General features: G+C 69.5%; 15 protein-coding genes. 3 read left to right on the top strand and 12 right to left on the bottom strand.

All coding sequences use genetic code 11. The features are described 5' to 3' along the window. Window positions 1–12 precede the first annotated feature (12 nt). From ACO073_RS07885 to ACO073_RS07870, 4 genes are read right to left on the bottom strand one after another with little or no spacing between them, the layout of a single operon-like run. On the bottom strand, window positions 13–933 hold the full coding sequence (locus tag ACO073_RS07885) for an ABC transporter permease (RefSeq protein ID WP_421996611.1): 921 nt from the start codon (window positions 931–933) through the stop codon (window positions 13–15). Beyond that, window positions 930–2063 carry an ABC transporter permease gene (locus tag ACO073_RS07880; RefSeq protein ID WP_421996610.1) on the bottom strand — a complete coding sequence of 378 codons (1134 nt, stop codon included), beginning with the start codon at window positions 2061–2063 and terminating at the stop codon, window positions 930–932. The genes ACO073_RS07885 and ACO073_RS07880 overlap by 4 nt, the downstream gene beginning before the upstream one ends. After that, entirely contained in the window at window positions 2060–3592 is a 1533-nt protein-coding gene (locus ACO073_RS07875) for an ABC transporter ATP-binding protein (RefSeq protein WP_421996609.1), read from the bottom strand. The genes ACO073_RS07880 and ACO073_RS07875 overlap by 4 nt, the downstream gene beginning before the upstream one ends. Before the next feature lie 10 nt (window positions 3593–3602). Next, the gene (locus ACO073_RS07870; RefSeq protein WP_421996608.1) at window positions 3603–4604 is read right to left on the bottom strand and encodes a BMP family lipoprotein; all 1002 of its coding nucleotides are present in this window, start codon (window positions 4602–4604) and stop codon (window positions 3603–3605) included. 105 nt (window positions 4605–4709) lie between these two features. On the opposite strand from ACO073_RS07870, the gene hydA reads away from it, so the two are divergent. After that, window positions 4710–6155 carry a dihydropyrimidinase gene (gene hydA, locus ACO073_RS07865; protein WP_421996607.1) on the top strand — a complete coding sequence of 482 codons (1446 nt, stop codon included), beginning with the start codon at window positions 4710–4712 and terminating at the stop codon, window positions 6153–6155. 195 nt (window positions 6156–6350) lie between these two features. On the opposite strand, the gene ACO073_RS07860 is transcribed toward hydA, so the two are convergent. Continuing rightward, a complete protein-coding gene (locus ACO073_RS07860) occupies window positions 6351–7454 on the bottom strand; it encodes a pentapeptide repeat-containing protein (RefSeq protein WP_421996606.1) in 1104 nt (367 codons plus the stop codon). Between the two features lie 101 nt (window positions 7455–7555). On the opposite strand from ACO073_RS07860, the gene ACO073_RS07855 reads away from it, so the two are divergent. Then, window positions 7556–7762: a hypothetical protein gene (locus ACO073_RS07855; RefSeq protein WP_421996605.1), complete on the top strand. Its 207-nt coding sequence runs from the start codon at window positions 7556–7558 to the stop codon at window positions 7760–7762. Between the two features lie 82 nt (window positions 7763–7844). Here the strand turns inward: ACO073_RS07855 and ACO073_RS07850 are convergent, their stop codons facing one another. Next, complete coding sequence (locus ACO073_RS07850) at window positions 7845–10721, bottom strand: FAD-dependent oxidoreductase (RefSeq protein WP_421996604.1); 2877 nt, start codon at window positions 10719–10721, stop codon at window positions 7845–7847. A gap of 35 nt (window positions 10722–10756) precedes the next feature. On the opposite strand from ACO073_RS07850, the gene ACO073_RS07845 reads away from it, so the two are divergent. Beyond that, window positions 10757–11665 (top strand): dihydrodipicolinate synthase family protein, encoded by a 909-nt coding sequence (locus ACO073_RS07845; protein WP_421996603.1) that lies wholly within the window; start codon window positions 10757–10759, stop codon window positions 11663–11665. A gap of 26 nt (window positions 11666–11691) precedes the next feature. Here the strand turns inward: ACO073_RS07845 and ACO073_RS07840 are convergent, their stop codons facing one another. The 6 genes from ACO073_RS07840 to ACO073_RS07815 all read right to left on the bottom strand — a co-directional run bounded on the left by ACO073_RS07840 (window position 11692) and on the right by ACO073_RS07815 (window position 18676). Continuing rightward, on the bottom strand, window positions 11692–12666 hold the full coding sequence (locus ACO073_RS07840) for an ABC transporter ATP-binding protein (RefSeq protein ID WP_421996602.1): 975 nt from the start codon (window positions 12664–12666) through the stop codon (window positions 11692–11694). Continuing rightward, complete coding sequence (locus ACO073_RS07835) at window positions 12633–13640, bottom strand: ABC transporter ATP-binding protein (RefSeq protein WP_421996601.1); 1008 nt, start codon at window positions 13638–13640, stop codon at window positions 12633–12635. The genes ACO073_RS07840 and ACO073_RS07835 overlap by 34 nt, the downstream gene beginning before the upstream one ends. Window positions 13641–13647: 7 nt before the next feature. Continuing rightward, a complete protein-coding gene (locus ACO073_RS07830) occupies window positions 13648–14559 on the bottom strand; it encodes an ABC transporter permease (RefSeq protein WP_421996600.1) in 912 nt (303 codons plus the stop codon). Then, window positions 14543–15520, bottom strand: coding sequence for an ABC transporter permease (locus ACO073_RS07825; protein ID WP_421996599.1), 978 nt, complete (start codon window positions 15518–15520; stop codon window positions 14543–14545). Before ACO073_RS07825 ends, ACO073_RS07830 begins: the two co-directional genes overlap by 17 nt. A 109-nt stretch (window positions 15521–15629) precedes the next feature. Beyond that, a complete protein-coding gene (locus ACO073_RS07820; protein ID WP_421996598.1) occupies window positions 15630–17303 on the bottom strand; it encodes an ABC transporter substrate-binding protein in 1674 nt (557 codons plus the stop codon). Continuing rightward, window positions 17300–18676: an LLM class flavin-dependent oxidoreductase gene (locus ACO073_RS07815; RefSeq protein WP_421996597.1), complete on the bottom strand. Its 1377-nt coding sequence runs from the start codon at window positions 18674–18676 to the stop codon at window positions 17300–17302. The genes ACO073_RS07820 and ACO073_RS07815 overlap by 4 nt, the downstream gene beginning before the upstream one ends. Window positions 18677–18716: the final 40 nt, after the last annotated feature.

The raw sequence follows: 18716 nt of genomic DNA, 5'->3' as shown, positions 1-18716 counted from the left end.
GTCTCCAACGCTCTAATGTTCCTTCTGGTAGGGGATGCCGGCGGCGCGCGGGGCGACGGCGCGGCCGATGAACCCCGCCAGAAGGAAGACGGTGAGAAGATAGGGCAAGGCCTGGATGAGCTGCACCGGCACCTCGCCGAGGCCGGGGATGCGCACGCCCTGCAGGCGGATGGCGACGGCGTCGAGCAGGCCGAACAGCAGGCAGGCGCCGAAGGCCGGCAACGGCCGCCACTTGCCGAAGATGATGGCGGCGAGCGCGATGAAGCCCTGGCCCGCCGTCATGTCGCGGCTGAAGCCGGCGCTCTGGGCGATCGAGAGATAGGCGCCGGCGAGGCCCGCGAACAGGCCGCACAGCAGCACGGCGCGGTAGCGCAGGCCGGGCACGGAGACGCCGGCCGTGTCGACGGCGAGCGGCATCTCGCCGACCGCCCGCAGGCGCAGGCCGAAGCGGGTGCGCGCGATCAGCCACCAGGTGAGCGGCACCGAGGCCAGCGCGGCATAGACCAGGATATTGTCGCCGGCGTCGGGCAGCAGCAGCGGCCGCAGCCGCTGCTCGCCGACCAGGGGCGGCGTCTGGCCACCGCGGCCGAACCAGGCATTGCCCAGCACGACGGTGAGGCCCGCGGCCACGATGTTGAGAGCGACGCCGCTCACCACCTGGTTGCCGCGATGGGTGATGCAGGCGAAGCCGTGCAGCAGGGCGAAGGCCTCGGCGGCGAGGATCGCCGCGCCGACTCCCGCCCAGGCCGAGCCCGCGACCGAGGCCGCGGCGGCGCCGAAGAAGGCCGCCACCAGCATCTTGCCCTCCAGGCCGACGTCGATGATGCCGGCCTTCTCCGAGAACAGCCCGCCCATGGCGCACAGGATCAGCGGCGTCGCCACCCGGAGCGTGGCGGCGAGCGTGAGCAGGACGAAGAGCAGGAGGTCGGTCATGCGCCCTCCGGCCGCTTCGTAGGCCCCTCCCCCCGGCCCACGAGGGCGAACAGGCGCTGCAGCCACGGACGCGGCATGTTCACCAGGGCGCCGGAGAACAGGATGACCAGGCCCTGGATCACCACGACCATCTCGCGGGTGATCGCCGGGATCTCGAACGAGAGCTCGGTGCCGCCCTGCTGCAGGGCGCCGAACAGCAGCGCCGCCAGCAGGATGCCCAGCGGATGGCTGCGACCCATCAGGGCCACGGCGATGCCGGCGAAGCCGTAGCCGGCCGGGAAGTCGAGCACCAGGCGATGGTGCACGCCCATCAGCTCGTTGACGCCGACGAAGCCGGCCAGCGCGCCGGACAGGCACATGGCCAGCATCGTCATGTGGCGCAGGTTGGTGCCGGCATAGACGGCGGCTTCGGGATTGTGGCCCATGGTGCGCAGCGAGTAGCCCCAGGGCGTGTGCCACAGGAACACCCAGACGCCGAGGCAGCACAGCACCGCCAGCACGATCGACAGGTTGAGCGCCGAGGGCGCGACGGCGATGCCGATCGCCGCCAGCGCGTCCTGCATCGACGGGATCGAGGCCGAGGCGGCGAAGGTGCGGCTCTGCGGCGTCATCGAGCCGGGCGCGATCAGCACGTTCACCATAAGGTAGACCATCAGCGCGGCCGCCAGGAAGTTGAACATGATGGTGGTGATGACGATGTGGCTGCCGCGCCAGGCCTGCAGCCAGGCCGGCACGGCCGCCCAGGCGGCGCCGAACAGCGCCGCCGCCAGGATGCCGACCGGGATCATCACCGGCGCCGGCAGGACGCCGTCGAAGGCGAGGATCGCCAACCCGCAGCCCAGCCCGCCGAGATAGGCCTGGCCCTCGCCGCCGATGTTGAACAGGCCGGCATGGAAGGCCACCGCCACCGCGAGGCCGGTGAAGACGAAATTGGTCGTGTAGTAGAGCGTGTAGCCGATCGATTCGGAGGAGCCGACCGCGCCCAGCACCAGCAGGCGCAGCGCGTGTCCCGGATCGGCGCCGATCACGCGCACGATCACGGCGACCGTCACGAAGGCGAGCGCGATGTTGACCGCCGGGAGCACCACGATCTCCGCCCAGGCGGGCAGCGGCCGCCGCGCCAGGATCACGCCGTCGCTCCCTCGGCATGCGCGCCGGCCATCATCAGGCCGAGCGTGCGCTCGTCGGCGCGGGCGACCGGCATCTCGCCGGCGATGCGGCCGGCGAACATCACGATCACGCGGTCGGCCAGCGCCAGGATCTCGTCGAGCTCGGCCGAGACGACCAGCACGGCGCAGCCCCGGTCGCGGCAGGCCAGCAGCTCGCGATGGATGAACTCGATGGCGCCGATGTCGACGCCGCGGGTCGGCTGGCCGACCAGCAGCACGCGCGGCGTCGGCGCCATCTCGCGGGCCAGCACCAGCTTCTGCTGGTTGCCGCCGGAGAAGCTCGCCGAGCGAAGGCCGGGGGCGCGCGGCCGCACGTCGAAGCGCTCCATCAGCGCGGCGCAGTGGCGGCCGACGGCCGGCCCGTCCATCAGGTGATGATGCGAGAACGGCGGCTGGAACTGGTAGCCCAGGATCGCCGTCTCGCGCGCCGGGAAGGCCGCCACCATGCCCTGGCGCTGGCGGTCCTCCGGCACGTGGGCCACGCCGAGCGCGCGCATCTCGGCCGGATCGCAGGGATGGCGGGCGTCGATCGTGCGGCCGCACAGGGTCGCGCGGCCCCCGGTCGGGCGGCGGATGCCCGACAGGACCTGAAGCAGCTCGGTCTGGCCGTTGCCCGAGACGCCGGCGATGCCGACGATCTCGCCGGCCCGGACCTGCAGGTCGACATCGTCGAGCAGGCGCACGCCGCGGCGGTCGACCAGCGACAGGCCCTCGGCCTCGACCAGCACCGCGCCGGGCCGCGCGGGCGCCTTGTCGAGCCGCAGCCGGACCTTGCGGCCGACCATGAGCTCGGCCAGCTCGTCGGGATCGGTTTCGGCGGTGAGCCGGACGGCCACGATGGCGCCCTGGCGCATGACGAACACCCGGTCGGTCGCGGCCATGATCTCGCGCAGCTTGTGGGTGATCAGCACGATGGTGACGCCACGCTCGCGCAAGGTGCGCAGGATGCGGAAGAGCCGGTCGGTCTCCTGCGGCGTCAGCACCGCGCTGGGCTCGTCGAGGATCAGGATGCGGGCGCCGCGATAGAGGACCTTCAGGATCTCGACCCGCTGCTGCTCGCCCACCGACAGGTCGGCGACGCGGGCATCGGGATCGACGGCGAGGCCGTAGTCGCGCGCCAGCCGCTCGAGCTCGGCGCGCGCCCGGGCGAGGCCCGCACCCAGCAGCGCGCCGCCCTCGGCCCCCAGCACGACGTTCTCCAGGACGGTGAAGGTCTCGACCAGCATGAAGTGCTGGTGGACCATGCCGATGCCCTGCGCGATGGCGTCGTTCGGGCCGGTGATGCGCACCGGCCGGCCGTCGATGCGGATCTCGCCGGCATCGGCGTCGTAGAGGCCGTAGAGGACGCTCATCAGCGTCGACTTGCCGGCACCGTTCTCGCCCACGATGCCGGTGATGGTGCCGCCCTCGACGGAAATCGAGACGCCGCGCACGGCGTGGACGGCGCCGAACGACTTGTCGATTCCGATCAGCTCGATCGCCGGCGCCACGGAAGCGGCGTCACTTGCAGGAATTGTTGCTCATGTAGTCGTGCACGGAGATCTTGCCCGACACGATGTCGGCCTTGGCGGCCTCGACCTTGGCCTTCATCTCCGGCGTGATCAGCTTCTCGTTGTCCTTGTCGAGCGCCCAGTCGACGCCGCCCTCCTTGAGGCCGAGCACCAGCGTGCCGCCCTTCCAGGTGCCGGCCTGGGCCGCCTTGAAGCTGTTGTAGGCGGCGAGGTCGACCCGCTTCAGCATCGAGGTCAGCATGGTGCCGGGGTGGAGATGGTTCTGGTTGGAATCGACGCCGATGCCGAGCTTGCCGCGGTCCTTGGCCGCCTGCAGCACGCCGAGGCCGGTCGAGCCGGCGGCGGCATAGACGACGTCGACGCCGCGATCGAACTGGCCCTTGGCCAGCTCGGCGCCGCGGCCGGGATCGTTCCACGCCGCCGGCGTCGTGCCGGTCATGTTGGCGATCACCTCGGCCTTGGGATCGGCGTACTTCACGCCCTGCTCGAAGCCGCACAGGAAGCGGCGGACCAGCGGGATGTCCATGCCGCCGACGAAGCCGACCTTGCCGGTCCTGGACGCCATCGCCGCCAGCACGCCGACCAGGAAGGAGCCTTCCTGCTCCTTGAACACCACCGACTGGACGTTGGGCAGGTTCACGACGCTGTCGATGATCGTGAAATGGACCTTGGGGAATTCCCTGGCGACCTTCTCGAGCGGCACGGCCTGGGAGAAGCCGACGGCGATGATCGGGTCCTGGCCGCGCTGGGCGAAGCGGCGCTGGGCCTGCTCGAACTGGGTCTCGTTGCTCGGCTCGAACTCGGCGACGGCGATGCCCGTCTCCCTGGTGAACCGGGCAGCGCCCATGCTGACGCCTTCGTTGAACGACTTATCGAACTTGCCGCCGGTGCTGTAGATGATCGCCGGCTTGACCGGGGCCTGCGCGACGGCGGTCGCGGCCAGCACGCCCGCCGACAGCAGGACGGCCAGCGGTTTGATCCAGCGCTTCATGACGGCTCCCTATTCCTTGCGGCGAGTGTGGACCGGGGAGCGGGCCCGGTCTAGGCAGGACGGACGGCACGGGACTTGCAGCCTTCGGGCCAAGGGAGATTGGACATGGCCGAGTACGACCTCGTCATCCGCAACACGACCATCGCCACGGCCTCGGACGTCGTGAAGGGCGACATCGGCATCACCAAGGGCCGGGTCGTGGCGCTGGGCGAGCGGCTGGACAAGGGCACCAAGGAGATCGACGCCACCGGGCTGGTCGCCGTGCCGGGCGGCATCGACGCCCATGTCCATTTCGACCAGGACACGGCCGACGGCTCGGTGTTCTGCGACGATTTCGAGAGCGGCAGCCGCTCGGCGGCGGCCGGCGGCACCACGACGATCATCCCCTTCGCCTACCAGGGCCGCGGCCAGCCGCTGCGCGACGTGGTCAACCGCTACCACCAGCGGGCCGACGGCAAGTCGCTGATCGACTATGCCTTCCACGTCATCCTGTCGGACCCCAGCGAGAAGATCATGGGGCAGGATTTCCCGGCGCTGGTCGCCGAGGGCTACACCTCGTTCAAGGTCTACATGACCTACGACGACATCAAGCTGACCGACCGGCAGATGCTCGACGCGCTGGCCGCTGCCCGCCGCGAGCAGGCCATGCTGATGATCCATGCCGAGAATTCCGACTGCATCGGCTGGCTGACCGAGCGGCTGGAGCTGAAGGGCCTGACGGCGGCCAAGTTCCACGCGACTTCGCGGCCCTTCGTCGTCGAGCGCGAGGCGACCCATCGGGCGATCTCGCTGGCCGAGCTGCTCGACGTGCCGATGCTGCTGGTCCACGTGTCGGCCAAGGAGGCGATGCACGAGATCCAGCGCGCCCAGGCGCGCGGCCTCAAGGTCTACGGCGAGACCTGCCCGCAGTACCTGTTCCTGAGCGAGGAGGATTTCGACAGGCCGGGCGACGAGGGCGCCAAGTGCGTCTGCTCGCCGCCGCCGCGCGGCACCGACAACCAGGAGCACATCTGGACCGGCCTGTCGGCCGGCACCTTCCAGGTCCTGTCGTCGGACCATGCGGCCTTCAAGTACGACGATGTGCGCGGCAAGAAGCTGCCCGGCGCCGACAAGAGCTTCCGCAAGATTCCCAACGGCGTGCCGGGCGTCGAGACGCGCCTGCCGCTGCTCTTCTCCGAGGGCGTCAACAAGGGTCGCATTACCCTGCAGCAGTTCGTGGCGCTCTCCTCCACCAACGCGGCCAAGATCTACGGCCTGCATCCGCGCAAGGGCACGATTGCCGTCGGCGCCGACGCCGACATCGTGCTGTGGGATCCCGAGCGCCGCGTCAGCCTCACCAACACGATCCTCCACCACAATTGCGACTACACGCCCTACGAGGGGCGCGAGCTCACCGGCTACCCGGTGATGACCCTGTCGCGCGGCGAGGTCGTCATGGAGGAAGGTCGCATGAGCGGCTCGGCCGGCCGCGGCCTCTTCCAGCGCTGCGACCGCCCCCTCCCCGCCCAGCCGCGCGGCAAGCCGCTGATCGACCCGTCGATCTTCAGCTAACTTCCTCCATCTCACGGGAGGAGAAGGCCGCCATGAAGTTCGGCATCCACAATCCATCCTGGCTGTTCGGCCCGATCCGGCCGGGATATTCGACGCCCCTGCAGCGGAAGCCGTCTCCGTTGCTCGCCCGGCGTCGCTGATAGCCTCAACTGCGGACATCGCTTGATCTGATCCGGGACCGCGCTAAGGCTGACACTAGTTGCCGCCGCCAATTCGGAATCTGTTTCTCAGGCCAAGCACGATCAGGAACAAAAGGATCAGTCCCGTGAGACTCTGAAGCAGCGCGCCGACGTGCTCTAGCAAGCCGAAGTGCCTGTTGCACACCGCAAGTTTTAGAGCCGCAGCCCTAAGCTCCCATTTTTCGGAACCGACAAGTAGAGCCGTATCAGCAAGTGACATCATGAAGTGGGACACTGCCGCATCCACCGATGATATCGATGATGGCAAACAGGCGCCCACTCTTATGAAACCGGAGACGGCAATCATGCCCAACAACCACCAGAACGGCCGCGCAATGCTCTGTCCGAAGTTAGAGACGCACTCGTAGGTCTTGTTCAGCAGTATTGCAGAGCGCTTCTTCGTCTCGTGACCTCTCTTCGCCCGAAGCTCATCCGCAAAAAAGTTTAGTTCGCTCTGAAAATCTTTGGCATCGGACGCCAGCACCTTGAGGCGACGAAATTTGTCTGCATCCTGTGCATCTGCTGCCTGCTTGCTTGTCGGATCGTCACCGACATCCATGCCGTACAGGATGGGCGGCGTGTCGAACCTGCAATTCCGAAAGTCGGGCACCTTCTTGAAGATGGTCAATGCGAACGTCGTAAGCGCGCTCTTAAATTGAACAGCTTTGAAGATCGCATCGTCGAACGTTGCCTGAGTGAAGTCAGTCTCACCGTGAAACGTCGAACCCGTTAGCTCAAGTGTTCCATTGAACATTGCTTCCCTGAATGTGGCCCAGCGGTAGAACTCCGAGTGGACCAGATAGAGGTACTGCTTGAAGTGAGCACGCTGGAAATTGGCGTCGTCTCGAAATTGGATGCGGTCTAGGGCGGCATACGCCTGAAAGGTCGCGCCAGAGAAGTCTGCTTCTCCCCAGATTCTTGCTTCCTTAAACGTCACGTCTGCCGTGAAGGTACAGTTTTGAAAGTTCGCCTTTCCCGGAAAGTTGAAGCCTGCGAAGTCGGCCATCGAGGTGAACACATGCCCCGAAAAGTCGGCGTTGTAGCCGGGGTGCGCGTTGACCCACGTGTTCCAGTGATCCTTGCCATTCGCAGCGACCTGAAGGTCGTTCTGGTTCGCCACGATGCTCCACCTTCAGCATAACGGCTCAGTCGCCATCATCGTACCAGCATGGCGTCAGACTGTGGAAGGAAATCGGGCTGCTGCCAGATTCGGAGCGCAAGGTGAGCCTGACCAACACGATCCTCCACCACAATTGCGACTACACGCCCTACGAGGGGCGCGAGCTCACCGGCTACCCGGTGATGACCCTGTCGCGCGGCGAGGTCGTCATGGAGGAAGGCCGCATGAGCGGCTCGGCCGGCCGCGGCCTCTTCCAGCGCTGCGACCGCCCCCTCCCCTCCCCGCCCAGCCGCGCGGCAAGCCGCTGATCGACCCGTCGATCTTCAATTGAGGGCGGCGGCGGCATCCCGGAAAGGTCCCTCGCTGCGCTCGGGATGACAGGGTGCGGGTTCAGCCGAACCGACGGACCGAATACGGCTCGACCGGCAGGCTGGGCGACCGGCCGGCCAGCATCTCCGCGGTCAACCGTGAAAGGACGGGCGCCAGCGTGTAGCCGTTGGAGCTGACGCAGTTGTAGAAGCCCGGCACGCCCGGCACCTCGCCCAGGATGGGGGCGCGGTCGATGTTGACGTTCATGCCGGCCCAGATGCGCACGGCATGGAGCTGGGCCAGCGCCGGCACGGCGCGGCTGGCGATCCAGAGATTGCCCTCGACGCTCGGCCGCAGGGCGCGCGACAGGCGCTGCTGCTCGTCGAGGCCGGCGGTCCAGCCGCCGCCGATCATGAAGGCGCCCGACCCCATCTGCTTCAGCGTGAGATGGCGATGGGCGTAGGCCACCAGCCGCGACAGGGTGGGCGCTGTGGGCTCGGTCACCACCATCTGCAGCGGCGCGCCGCGCACCGGGATCTCGACGCCGACCAGGCGCGCCACCTCGGCGGCCCATGGCCCGGCGGCGTTGACGATGCGGCCGGCGCGGATCGGGCCGCGGCTGGTCGCGACCGTCCAGGCGGCGCCGTCGCGCTCGATCGCCTGCACGCTGCTACCGCGCCGGAAGCGCGCGCCGCGCGCCCGCGCCCGCGCCACCACGGCGTTGGTGCCCTTGAGCGGATTGATCTTGCCCTCGCCCGGGCACCATTCGGCGGCGATCGCCACCTCGCCGATGCAGGGCTCCAGCGCGCGCAGCTCGTTGCCGCCGATCAGCTCGGCCGCGACGCCGCGGCTCTTCTCCAGCGCGATCTTGCCCTTGAGGAATTCGATGTCGCGCTCGTTTTCGGCCAGCATCAGGCCGCCGCAGACCTTCATCTCGAGGTCCTCGCCGGTCTCCTCCTGGATGGACTGCCACAGCGCCACCGACGCCGGGCCGAGCGCCAGCGTGTCGGCGGCGCGGTTGTCGGCCGGCCCGTCGAGCGAGAAGTCGAAGGCGAGGAGCTGGACGTGCAGCGAGCCGGCATTGGCCCCCGAGGCCTGCAGGTTCACCTCGTCGCGCTCGACGACCATCACGTCGATGCCCTCCGCGGCCAGCCAGTAGGCGAGGCAGGAGCCGGCGACGCCGCCGCCGATCACCAGCACGTCGACCGTCTCCGCCGGCAGCGGCGCGACCTCGCGCGGATGGGCCATGTCGGGCGGCACGAAGTCCTTGTGGCCCGTCCATTCCGGCCGCTCGACCGTGAGGGCGGCGATCGGCACCGGCTTGGCCGGCGGGCGCGGCGCGAACAGGCCGTACTCGTCGACTGCCGGCGTCGTGAGCCGCGCCACCACCGGCGCGCAGTAGCGGCCCTGGCAGCGGCCCATGCCGACGCGGGAGGCGCGCTTCAGCGCCGCGGGCGAGTCGTGGCCGGCGGCAATCAGGCCGCGCAGCGTGCCCGCCGTCACCTCCTCGCAGCGGCAGACGATCGTTTCGTCGTCGAGCGCCGCCGGATCGAAGGCAGGCGCCGCGAACAGCGCCCACAGCGCCGCCTGGAAGCGCTCGGCGCGGGCAGCGGCGCGGCGTGCCTCGGCGAGCGACCGGGCCGGCACCGCCGCCTTCAGCCCGAGGTCGCCGGCGATGGCGGCGGCGGCCAGCGCGCCGCGCGCCAGCGCCGCCTGGGCGCCGCCGAAGCGTGCCCCGTCGCCGATCGCGAACACGGCTTCCAGGCTGGTGCGGCCGTCGGCGTCGGTCAGCGTCTCCATCGAGCCGCTGCCGCGCGCCACGAAGCGATGGGCGCAGCCCAGCGATCGCGCCAGCTCCGAGGAGGCGGAAAAGCCGTGGTTCAGCGCCACGATGTCGGCCTCGAAGACGCGGCCGCCGGCCTCGACGCCCGTCACCCGGTCCTCGCCCAGGAGGCGCGTCGCCACGATGCCCCAGTGCAGCCGCGGGCCGAGCCGGGCGGCGAGCGAGAGGCCTTGGGCCACGAGGCCGGGCGCAGCGAGTGCCGACCGCGCCAGTGCCCAACCGCGCGCCGGGCCGGGGCGCGGCGCCGCCTCGAGCACGGCCACGACTTCGGCGCCGCCGTCGATCAGCTCGACGGCCGTCTGCAGGCAGAGCGGTCCGTTGCCGGCGATCACGATGCGCTGCCCCGGCGCGACACGGTAGGAGCGCGCCAGCGTCTGCAGCCCGCCCACGGTCATGACGCCCGGCAGCGTCCAGCCGGGCAGCATCGGCGCCTGCTCGTAGGCGCCGGTGGCCAGCACCAGGCGGCGCGGCCGGTAGAGGATCGAGCGTCCGCCGACCAGGGCGGCCACCTCGTGCGGCGAGAAGGCCGACCAGACCAGGGCGCCGGCCTCGAGGCGGGCGCCGGCACGCCGTGTCGCCTCGACCAGCACGGCGCCGTCGCGGAACTGGCGGTCGAGGGTCGCCGGATCGGCAGCGTGCGAGGGCGCCAGCGGCTTGAAGAACTGCCCGCCGGCATGCAGCCGCTCGTCGAGCACGACCACGTCGGCGCCGGCGAGCGCCAGTGCCCGCGCCGCCGACAGGCCGGCTGGCCCCGCCCCCACCACCAGCACGTCGCAGGCGACGTCCGCGGCCGGCGCGGCGGGCGGCGGCACGGGCAGCGGAACGGGTGCCGTGGCCGTCGGATCGGAACGGATATCCATGCCGGCCGTCGCCCTGGTCAGGCAGGCGCGCTGGCTCGGCCGGCCGTCGATCGTGACCAGGCAGTCGTAGCAGACGCCCATGCCGCAGAAGGGGCCGCGCGGGTCGCCGGAGCGGGTCCGGCGGACCGCGACGATGCCGGCGGCGGCCAGGGCGGCGCCCACCGTCTCGCCCTCCAGCGCCTCGATCTCCCGCCCGTCGAAGGTCATCGTCACGGACGCGCCGGCGGGCCGCAGGTCGGGATGCTTCAGGCGCATGGCAAAACGTCTACAATGGACGCCAGAGGTACGACATGAAGAAGTTTCGCGGCACCTACACCGTCCTGATCACCCCCTTCACCGCCGACGGACGCAAGGTCGACGAGGCGGCGCTACGGCGGCTGGTCGACTTCCAGATCGACGAGGGCATCCACGGGCTGATCCCGCTCGGCAGCACCGGCGAGTTCCTGAGCGTGACGCCCGACGAGCGCCGCCAGATCGTCGAGATCGTGGTCGGCCAGGCGGCCGGCCGCGTGCCCGTGCTGATCGGCACCGGGGCGGAATGGACCGACGAGGTGGTGCGCACCAGCCGCGAGGCCGAGTCGATGGGCGCCGACGGCGTGATGATCATCCCGCCCTTCTACAGCGTGCCGACCGACGACGAGCTCTACGCGCACTACAAGACGGTGGCCGACGCGATCTCGCTGCCGATCATGGTCTACAACAACCCGGCGACCGCCAATGTCGACATGATGCCGGAGCTGATCGCGCGCATCGCCGAGATCCCGAACTGCCTCTACGTCAAGGAATCGACCCTCGATCCGACCCGCGTGCGCGACATCATCCGGCTCGCCGGCGACAGGATGACGGTGTTCGCGGGCGTGCTGGGCTACGAATCGTTCTGGCTGGGCGCCGAGGGCTGGGTCGCGGTCTGCTCCAACGTGATCCCGCGCTGGTCGGCCGAGCTGTTCGAGCTGGTGGCCGACAAGCGCGACATGGATGCCGGGTTGGCGCTCTACAAGAAGATGACGCCGCTCCTCTGGTGGGTCGGCGGCCCGCGCTACGTCTCGGGCACCAAGGCCTGCTTCGAGATGATGGGCATGCCGATGGGCCCGCCGCGCGCCCCGCGCCTGCCGCTGCCCGAGGCGCAGCGCCCCGCCCTGCGCGCGGTGCTGCGCGAGATGGGTGTGCTGCCCGACGAAAAGGTGCGCGCCCGCGCCTGATCCCGTCCGTTCGGGCAGAGCGACCCTCAGGCGAAGTGGCAGGCCACACGGTGGCCGTCGGCCAGCGGCCGCAGCGGCGGCAACTCGGCGGCACAGCGCGCCTCGGCGCGCGGGCAGCGGTCGCGGAAGGAGCAGCCGCTCGGCGGGTCTCGGGCGTCGGGCACGTTGCCGGTGATGGGCAGCGGCGCGCGCGACTGGTCGGCATCGGGCACCGGCACGGCGGCGACCAGCGCCTTGGTGTAGGGATGGCGCGGCCGCCGCACGATCTCGTCGGTCGGCGCATCCTCGACGACGCGGCCGAGATACATGACCAGGGTGCGCTCGCAGAGATACCGGACCAGCGCGAGGTCGTGCGAGATGTAGACGGCGGTCAGCCCCATCGTCTCGCGCACCTCGCGCAGCAGCGCCAGGATGCCGGCGCGCACGCTGACGTCGAGCATCGACACCGGCTCGTCGGCCACCAGGAAACGCGGCTCGAGAACGAGCGCGCGCGCCATCACCACGCGCTGGAGCTGGCCGCCGCTCAGCTGGTGCGGGTAGCGGTCGAAGTAGCGGTCGAAGTCGGCCAGGTGGACGCGGCGGAAGGCCGAGGCGGCGCGGTCGGCATGCTCGGCGCGATCGATGCCGGCGTTGATCAGCGGCTCGATGACGGCGCGGTAGATCGTGAAGCGCGGGTTGAGCGCCTCGAACGGATTCTGGAACACGAGCTGGGCCTGGCGGCGGAAGCGGCGCAGCCCCGCCCCCGCCAGCCCCGCCACCGGCGCGCCGTCGAAGGCGATCGACCCCGCCGTCGGCTCGACGAGCTTCAGCATCAGGCGGCCGAGCGTGGTCTTGCCGCAGCCCGATTCGCCCACCACCGCCACGGCGGCGCCGTCGCCGACGTCGAAGCTGACGCCGTCGAGCGCGCGCACGACCGGCCGCGCGCCGCGGGCGATATCGCCCAGCGTGCGCGTCACGGGGAAGTGCTTCACGACATCGCGAAGCTCGACGAGCGCTGCCATGTCCTGGGATCCAATGCGGCTATGCGAAGCGAATCGGCCTCGCCGTCGCGCCGGCAGGCCGAACGATGGCCCTCGCCGGCGGCGGGAGGAAGGTCGAGGCTGCAGGCCGGCTGGGCGAAGGGGCAGCGCGGCACGAAGCGGCAGCCGCTGAGCGGCTCGCGCAGGTCGGGCGGGCTGCCGCCGATCGGCACCAGCTCCATGGCGTCGGCCAGCAGGTCGGGAAAGGCGTTGCGCAGGCCCATCGTGTAGGGATGACGCGGCCGCGCCAGGACCTCGCGCACGGGGCCGCTCTCGACCACCTGCCCGGCGTACATGACCACGACGTCGTCGCAGAGATAGGCGACCACGCTGATATCGTGGGTGACCAGCACCATGGAGATGCCGAGCCGCTGCTGGAGCGAGCGCAGCACGTCGAGGATCTGCCGCTGCACGATGACGTCGAGCGCCGTCACCGGCTCGTCGGCCAGCAGCAGGCTGGGCTCGAGCGCCAGCGCCATGGCGATGGCGGCGCGCTGGCGCATGCCGCCGGAGAACTGGTGCGGATAGTCGCCCAGCCGACGTTCGCTCAGCCCCACCAGGTCGAACAGCTCGGCCGAGCGGGCGCGGGCGGCGGCGCGCGAGAGGCCGCCGCGCCGGGTCAGCACCTCGGTGAGCTGGGCACCCACCGTGTAGACGGGGTCGAGCGAGTTCATGGCGCTCTGCGGCACGTAGGCGATGTCGCGCCAGCGCAGCCGCCGGGTCGTCGCCTCGTCCATCACCTGGCCCTTGAAGACGACGCGGCCGCCGGCCTGCCGGCCGTTCTCCGACAGCACGCCCATGATGGCGCGGACCGTCGTGGTCTTGCCGCAGCCCGATTCGCCCACGAGGCCGACGATGCGGCCCTCGGGCACCACGAAGGAGGCGCCGTCGACCGCCCGCGCCGCGCCGTCGCGCGTGCCGTAGTGGATCTGCAGGTCGTCGACCTCGAGCATCATCGCCGGTTCACCGTCCGCGCAGCCGCGGCATGAAGACCTCCTCGTAGCCGCGGCTGATGAAGAAGCCGGCGACGACCACCAGGATGATGCAGAGGCCGGGCGGCACGAACCAGGCGTACTGGCCGCGCGACAGGGCCTGCGAGGCGAAGGCATCCTGCAGCATCATGCCCCACGACACGCTGTCGGGATCGCCGAAGCCCAGGAAGCTCACGCTCGCCTCGGTGATGATCGCCCAGCCGATGGCGATGGCGGCATAGACGAAGCTGAGCGGCAGGATGTTGGGCGCGATGTGCACGAACAGGATGCGCCAAGGGCTGGCGCCGGTGACTCGCGCGGCCTCGACATAGGCGCGCTCGCGCAAGGTCAGGACCTGGCTGCGGATGACGCGCGCCGAGTTCGGCCACAGGAGCAGCGCCACCGCCATCACGATGTTGGACGTGCTGGCGCCCAGGAAGCCGGTCATGACGATGACAAAGGGCAGGAAGGGCAGGCTGAGCGCCATGTCGGCGATACGCATCAGCACGGCGTCGACCGTGCCGCCGAAATAGCCCGCCACCAGCCCGACCACGGTGCCGACGGTGGCGACGATGACCGCGGCCGACAGGCCGACGGCCAGCGCGCTCCGCGTGCCATGGACGAGCTGGGAATAGATATCGCGGCCGAGATTGGTGGTGCCGAGCGGGAAGTCGGCCGAGGGCGCCACGTTGGCGGCCAGCTTGCCGGCCTCGGTGAAGAGGATCTCGAGCGGATCGACCGGCGCGATCTGGTCGGCGAACAGCGCCACCACGACGAACAGCCCGTAGATCAGGACGCCGGCGAAGGCGAAGGGATCGCGCAGCGGCATCGCCGCGAGCCGCCGCACCGCGGCCAGCATCGGCCAGCCCGCCCGCGCGGGCAGCGGCTCAGCCCGCTCGGCCATGGCTCACCCGCGGGTCGAGGACCATGTAGAGCAGGTCGGCGACGAAGTTCATCAGCGCCAGCACCAGGGCGATCATCAGGAAGGCGCCCTGGGCCAGCGGATAGTCGTGGACCGTCACGGCCTGGACCAGCAGGCGGCCGATGCCGGGCCAGCTGAACACCGTCTCGATCACCACGTTGCCGCCCATCGACAGGCCGACGCCCAGCGCAAAGGCGGTGACGACCGGCAGGAGCGCGTTGCGCGCGGCGTGGCCGATGACGACCCGCCACTCGCTGAGCCCCTTCATGCGCGCCATGGTGACGAACTCCTCGTGCATCACCTCGAGCATGTTGGAACGCATCAGCAGCAACGGCAGTCCCTGCAGGTAGAGCGCCAGGGTCAGCACCGGCAGGGCGAGATGGTGGAGATAGTCGAGCGAGGCGATGCGCTGCCACTCGTTGTCGTAGTCGAGGCCAGGACTGCTCGCGCCGCCCGACGGGAACCAGCCGGCATTGAACGACAGCAGGGCGAGCAGCACCATGCCGATCCAGAACTCGGGCGCGGCGCGCGTCGCCAGCACGGCCGGGACCGCGACCCGCTCGATCCAGCTGCCGCGCTTCCAGGCGAGCCAGGCGCCGGCCAGCACGCCCACGATGTAGGCGACGATCAGCGAGGTGAGGGTCAGGATCACCGAGTTGGGCAGGACCTCGAGCAGGATCTCGGTGACCGGGCGGCGCTGGAAGAACGACAGGCCCATCTCGCCCTGCAGCAGGTTGCCGAGATAGATGAAGTATTGCTGCCACATCGGCCGGTCGAGGCCGAACTGCTCGAGCATCGCCTGCTGCTGGTCGGCGTTCAGGTTCTCGTTGATGAAGGCGGCGAGCGGCGTGCCCGGCATCAGCCGGAACATGAAGAACAGGACCGTCGTGACGGCCAGCAGCGCCAGCGCGTTGTGCGTGAAGCGCTCGACGACGAGCTTCATGGCGACTTCCCCGCGGAGCACGACAAAGCTGTCATCCCGAGCGCAGCGAGGGACCTTTCGGGACCATCAAAGGTCCCTCGCTGCGCTCGGGATGACAACATCTCCCGCATCACTCCGTCGTCAGCTTTTCCTGCTTGCCGGCCGGGTAGTAGAGCTTGCCGCCGACCAGGCGGTAGCCGGCGTCCTTCAGGATCTTCTTGGCCTCGGCCAGGCTGGTCTTGAGGTTGTCGACCGACGGATCGTGCCAGTAGCTCAGCACCGGCGAGACGTGGCTGTTGGCCGGGATCGCGTAGTCCTGCCAGGCGGCCGCCACCATCAGGCGGCGGTCGATGGCGAGCGACAGGGCGCGGCGGAAAGCGACGTCGTCGAACGGCGGACGGCGGTTGTTGAACGCCACGTACTCGAAGCCGATGTCGACCTCGCTGCGGATGGCGATGTCGGGATTGTCCTTGGCGAACTTGGTCAGCACCTCGGGATCGCCGCCGAAGATGCCGATGAAGTTGAGCTCGCCGCGCTTCAGCATGCCGAGCGTCGCCTCGGCGTTGGGGACGATGCGCATGATCCAGCGCTCGATCCTGGGCGCGGCGAAATGATCGCCATTGCGCTCGAGCAGGATCTCCTCGGTCGGCTTCCAGCGCACCAGCTTGAAGGGGCCCGAGCCGATGCGGGACACGTCCTTGAGCTGCTCGGCGGTCTCGGGCTTGCCGGCCAGGTCCTTGAGCACCGGCTCCCAGATGTGCCTGGGGATCAGGTTGATCTTGGACAGCGAGGCCGTGAAGAAGGTCGTGTTGGGCTGCTTCAGCGTGAAGCGCAGCGCGAGGTCGCCGGTCTTCTCGATCTTGGCGATGTCGGTGACGAACGGCTTGTACATCGGCGCCTTGTCGCCGGCCGGCGCCTGGAACGAGAAGATCACGTCGTCGACCGTGACCGGCTGGCCGTCGTGCCACTTCATGCCGGCGCGCAGCTTGACGTCGACCGTCTTGTCGTCGACCCAGGCCACGCTCTCGGCCGCCCAGGGCTTGGGCATGCCGTCGGGGCCGATGCGCATCACGCGGTCCCAGATCAGGTCGGTCACCCAGCTGTCGACGGCGCCGCCTATGTAGAGCGGGTTGGTGGCGTTGATGTTCTCGTTGCTGTTGATGATCAGGTCCTTCTGGGCGCCCAGCGGCTGGATGTTCAGGAAGGTCCAGATGTTGCGGATGCCGATGCCGCTCTCGTTGACGACCGTGTCCTCCTTGAACACCGCCTTGTTGAAGGCGGCGAGGTACTTCGGGTGGACAAGGAAGGCCTGCGGCTGGTCGCGGTTGATGATCTGCTGCATCTTGAACGCCGTCTTCTGGCGCTCGGCGGGATCGAGCTGCGTGCGCTGCTTCTCGGCCAGCGCGTCGTACTCGGGATTGATGTAGCCGATGAAGTTGTAGCCCTTGTCGGCGTATTTCGAGTGATAGAGGCTGTAGAGCAGCTCGTCGGGATCGCTGCGCTCGGGCCGGCCGACCATGCGCCACATGGTCGTGTCCCACTTGTCGCGGCTGAACCAGATGAGCTGCGTCTGCTGCTGGCGCTGCAGCGGCTTGACGTCGACGTCGAGCCCGAGCTTGCGCCATTCCTGGGCGATGAGCTGCGCCGCCTGGAAGCTCTGCGGCAGGGCCGCCTGCGGCCAGGAGTAGAGGTTGATCCGGCGCACCTTCTCGGTCGGGCCCTGGGCCAGGGCAGGTGCCGCCGTGCCGACCGAGAGCGCGAGCGCCGACAGGCCAGCGACGATCGCGAGCGTGAGTCTCCTCATGAGGCCTCCTTGGCCAGGCCGGAGCGGGCCTGGCGCGTGTAGCGGTTTTCCGGGACGCGTAAGCCGAGATGGTCGCGCAGGGTCGTGCCCTCGTACTCGGTGCGGAAGATCCCGCGCCGCTGCAGCTCGGGCACGACCAGGCGGCAGAAATCCTCGAACGGCCTGGGATAGTGGTTGCAGACCACGTTGAAGCCGTCGGCCGCCTCTTCCTTGAGCCATGTCTCCATCTCGTCGGCCATGTACTCGGGCGTCCCGACCAGCACGCGATGGCCGGTGCCGGCGGCGGTGTGGCGGGCGATCTGGCGCAAGGTCATGTTGCCCTCGCGCGCGGTGCGCACGATCAGCGCCTGGCGCGCCTTGGCGGCATTGCTGGGCGGCAGCTCGGGCAGCGGCCCGTCGAGCGGATACTGGGTGAGGTCGAGACCGCCCGAGATGTGCGACAGCGACTGCAGCGCGACGTCATCGGGCATCAGCGACTGGAGGTAGTCGTAGCTGGCCTGCGCCTCCGCCATGGTGCCGCCCAGCACGGGCGTGAGGCCCGGCATGATCTTGATGTCGTCGGGCGAGCGACCGTAGCGCGCGGCGCGGCCCTTGATATCGGCATAGAAGGCCCTGGCCTCGTCGAGCCGCGTCTGGGCCGTGAAGACCACGTCGGCGGTGCGCGCCGCCAGATCGCGCCCGGCCTCGGACGAGCCGGCCTGGGCCACCACGGGCCAGCCCTGCGGCGAGCGCGTGATGTTGAGCGGTCCCTTGACCTTGAAGTACTTGCCGACATGGTCGAGGAAATGGACCTTGTCACGGTCCATGTAGATGCCGGTCTCCTTGTTGCGCAGGAGCCCGTCGTCTTCCCAGGAATCCCACAGGCCGGTCACGACCTCGTAGAACTCGGCGGCGCGCTCGTAGCGTTCGGCGTGGGCCAGGTGCTCGTCGAAGCCGAAATTCTCCGATTCGTCCTCGATCTGCGAGGTCACCAGGTTCCAGCCGGCGCGGCCGCCGGAGATATGGTCGATCGAGGCGAAGCGGCGGGCGATGTTGTAGGGCTCGTTGTAGGTCGTGGTCGCCGTTGCCACGAGGCCGATGCGGCTGGTGACCACGGCGAGCGCGGCGAGCGTCGCCGTCGGCTCGAGCTTCACGGTGCGCGAGAGCTTGGCGCGCGTGCGCTCGCCGCGGGCCAGCGCCCGGCTGCCGGCGACGCCCACCGTGTCCTGGAAGAAGATCGTGTCGAACTTCGCCGCCTCGGCCACCTGGGTGATGTGGGCGTACTGCTTGAAGTCCATGTCGGACGTCACGACCGCGTCGGGATGGCGCCAGCCCGCCAGATGGTTGCCCGGCACGCTGAAGAACCCGCCGAGATGGAGCTGCTTGCGCGACACTAGGCGTCTCCGAAGCGAAGACTGTCACCCCGAGCGGAGC

Source organism: Reyranella sp., from assembly GCF_965229815.1.
GTDB lineage: Bacteria > Pseudomonadota > Alphaproteobacteria > Reyranellales > Reyranellaceae > Reyranella.
Note: the sequence above shows the minus strand (reverse complement) of the source record. Positions and strands in the feature narration are given on the sequence as shown.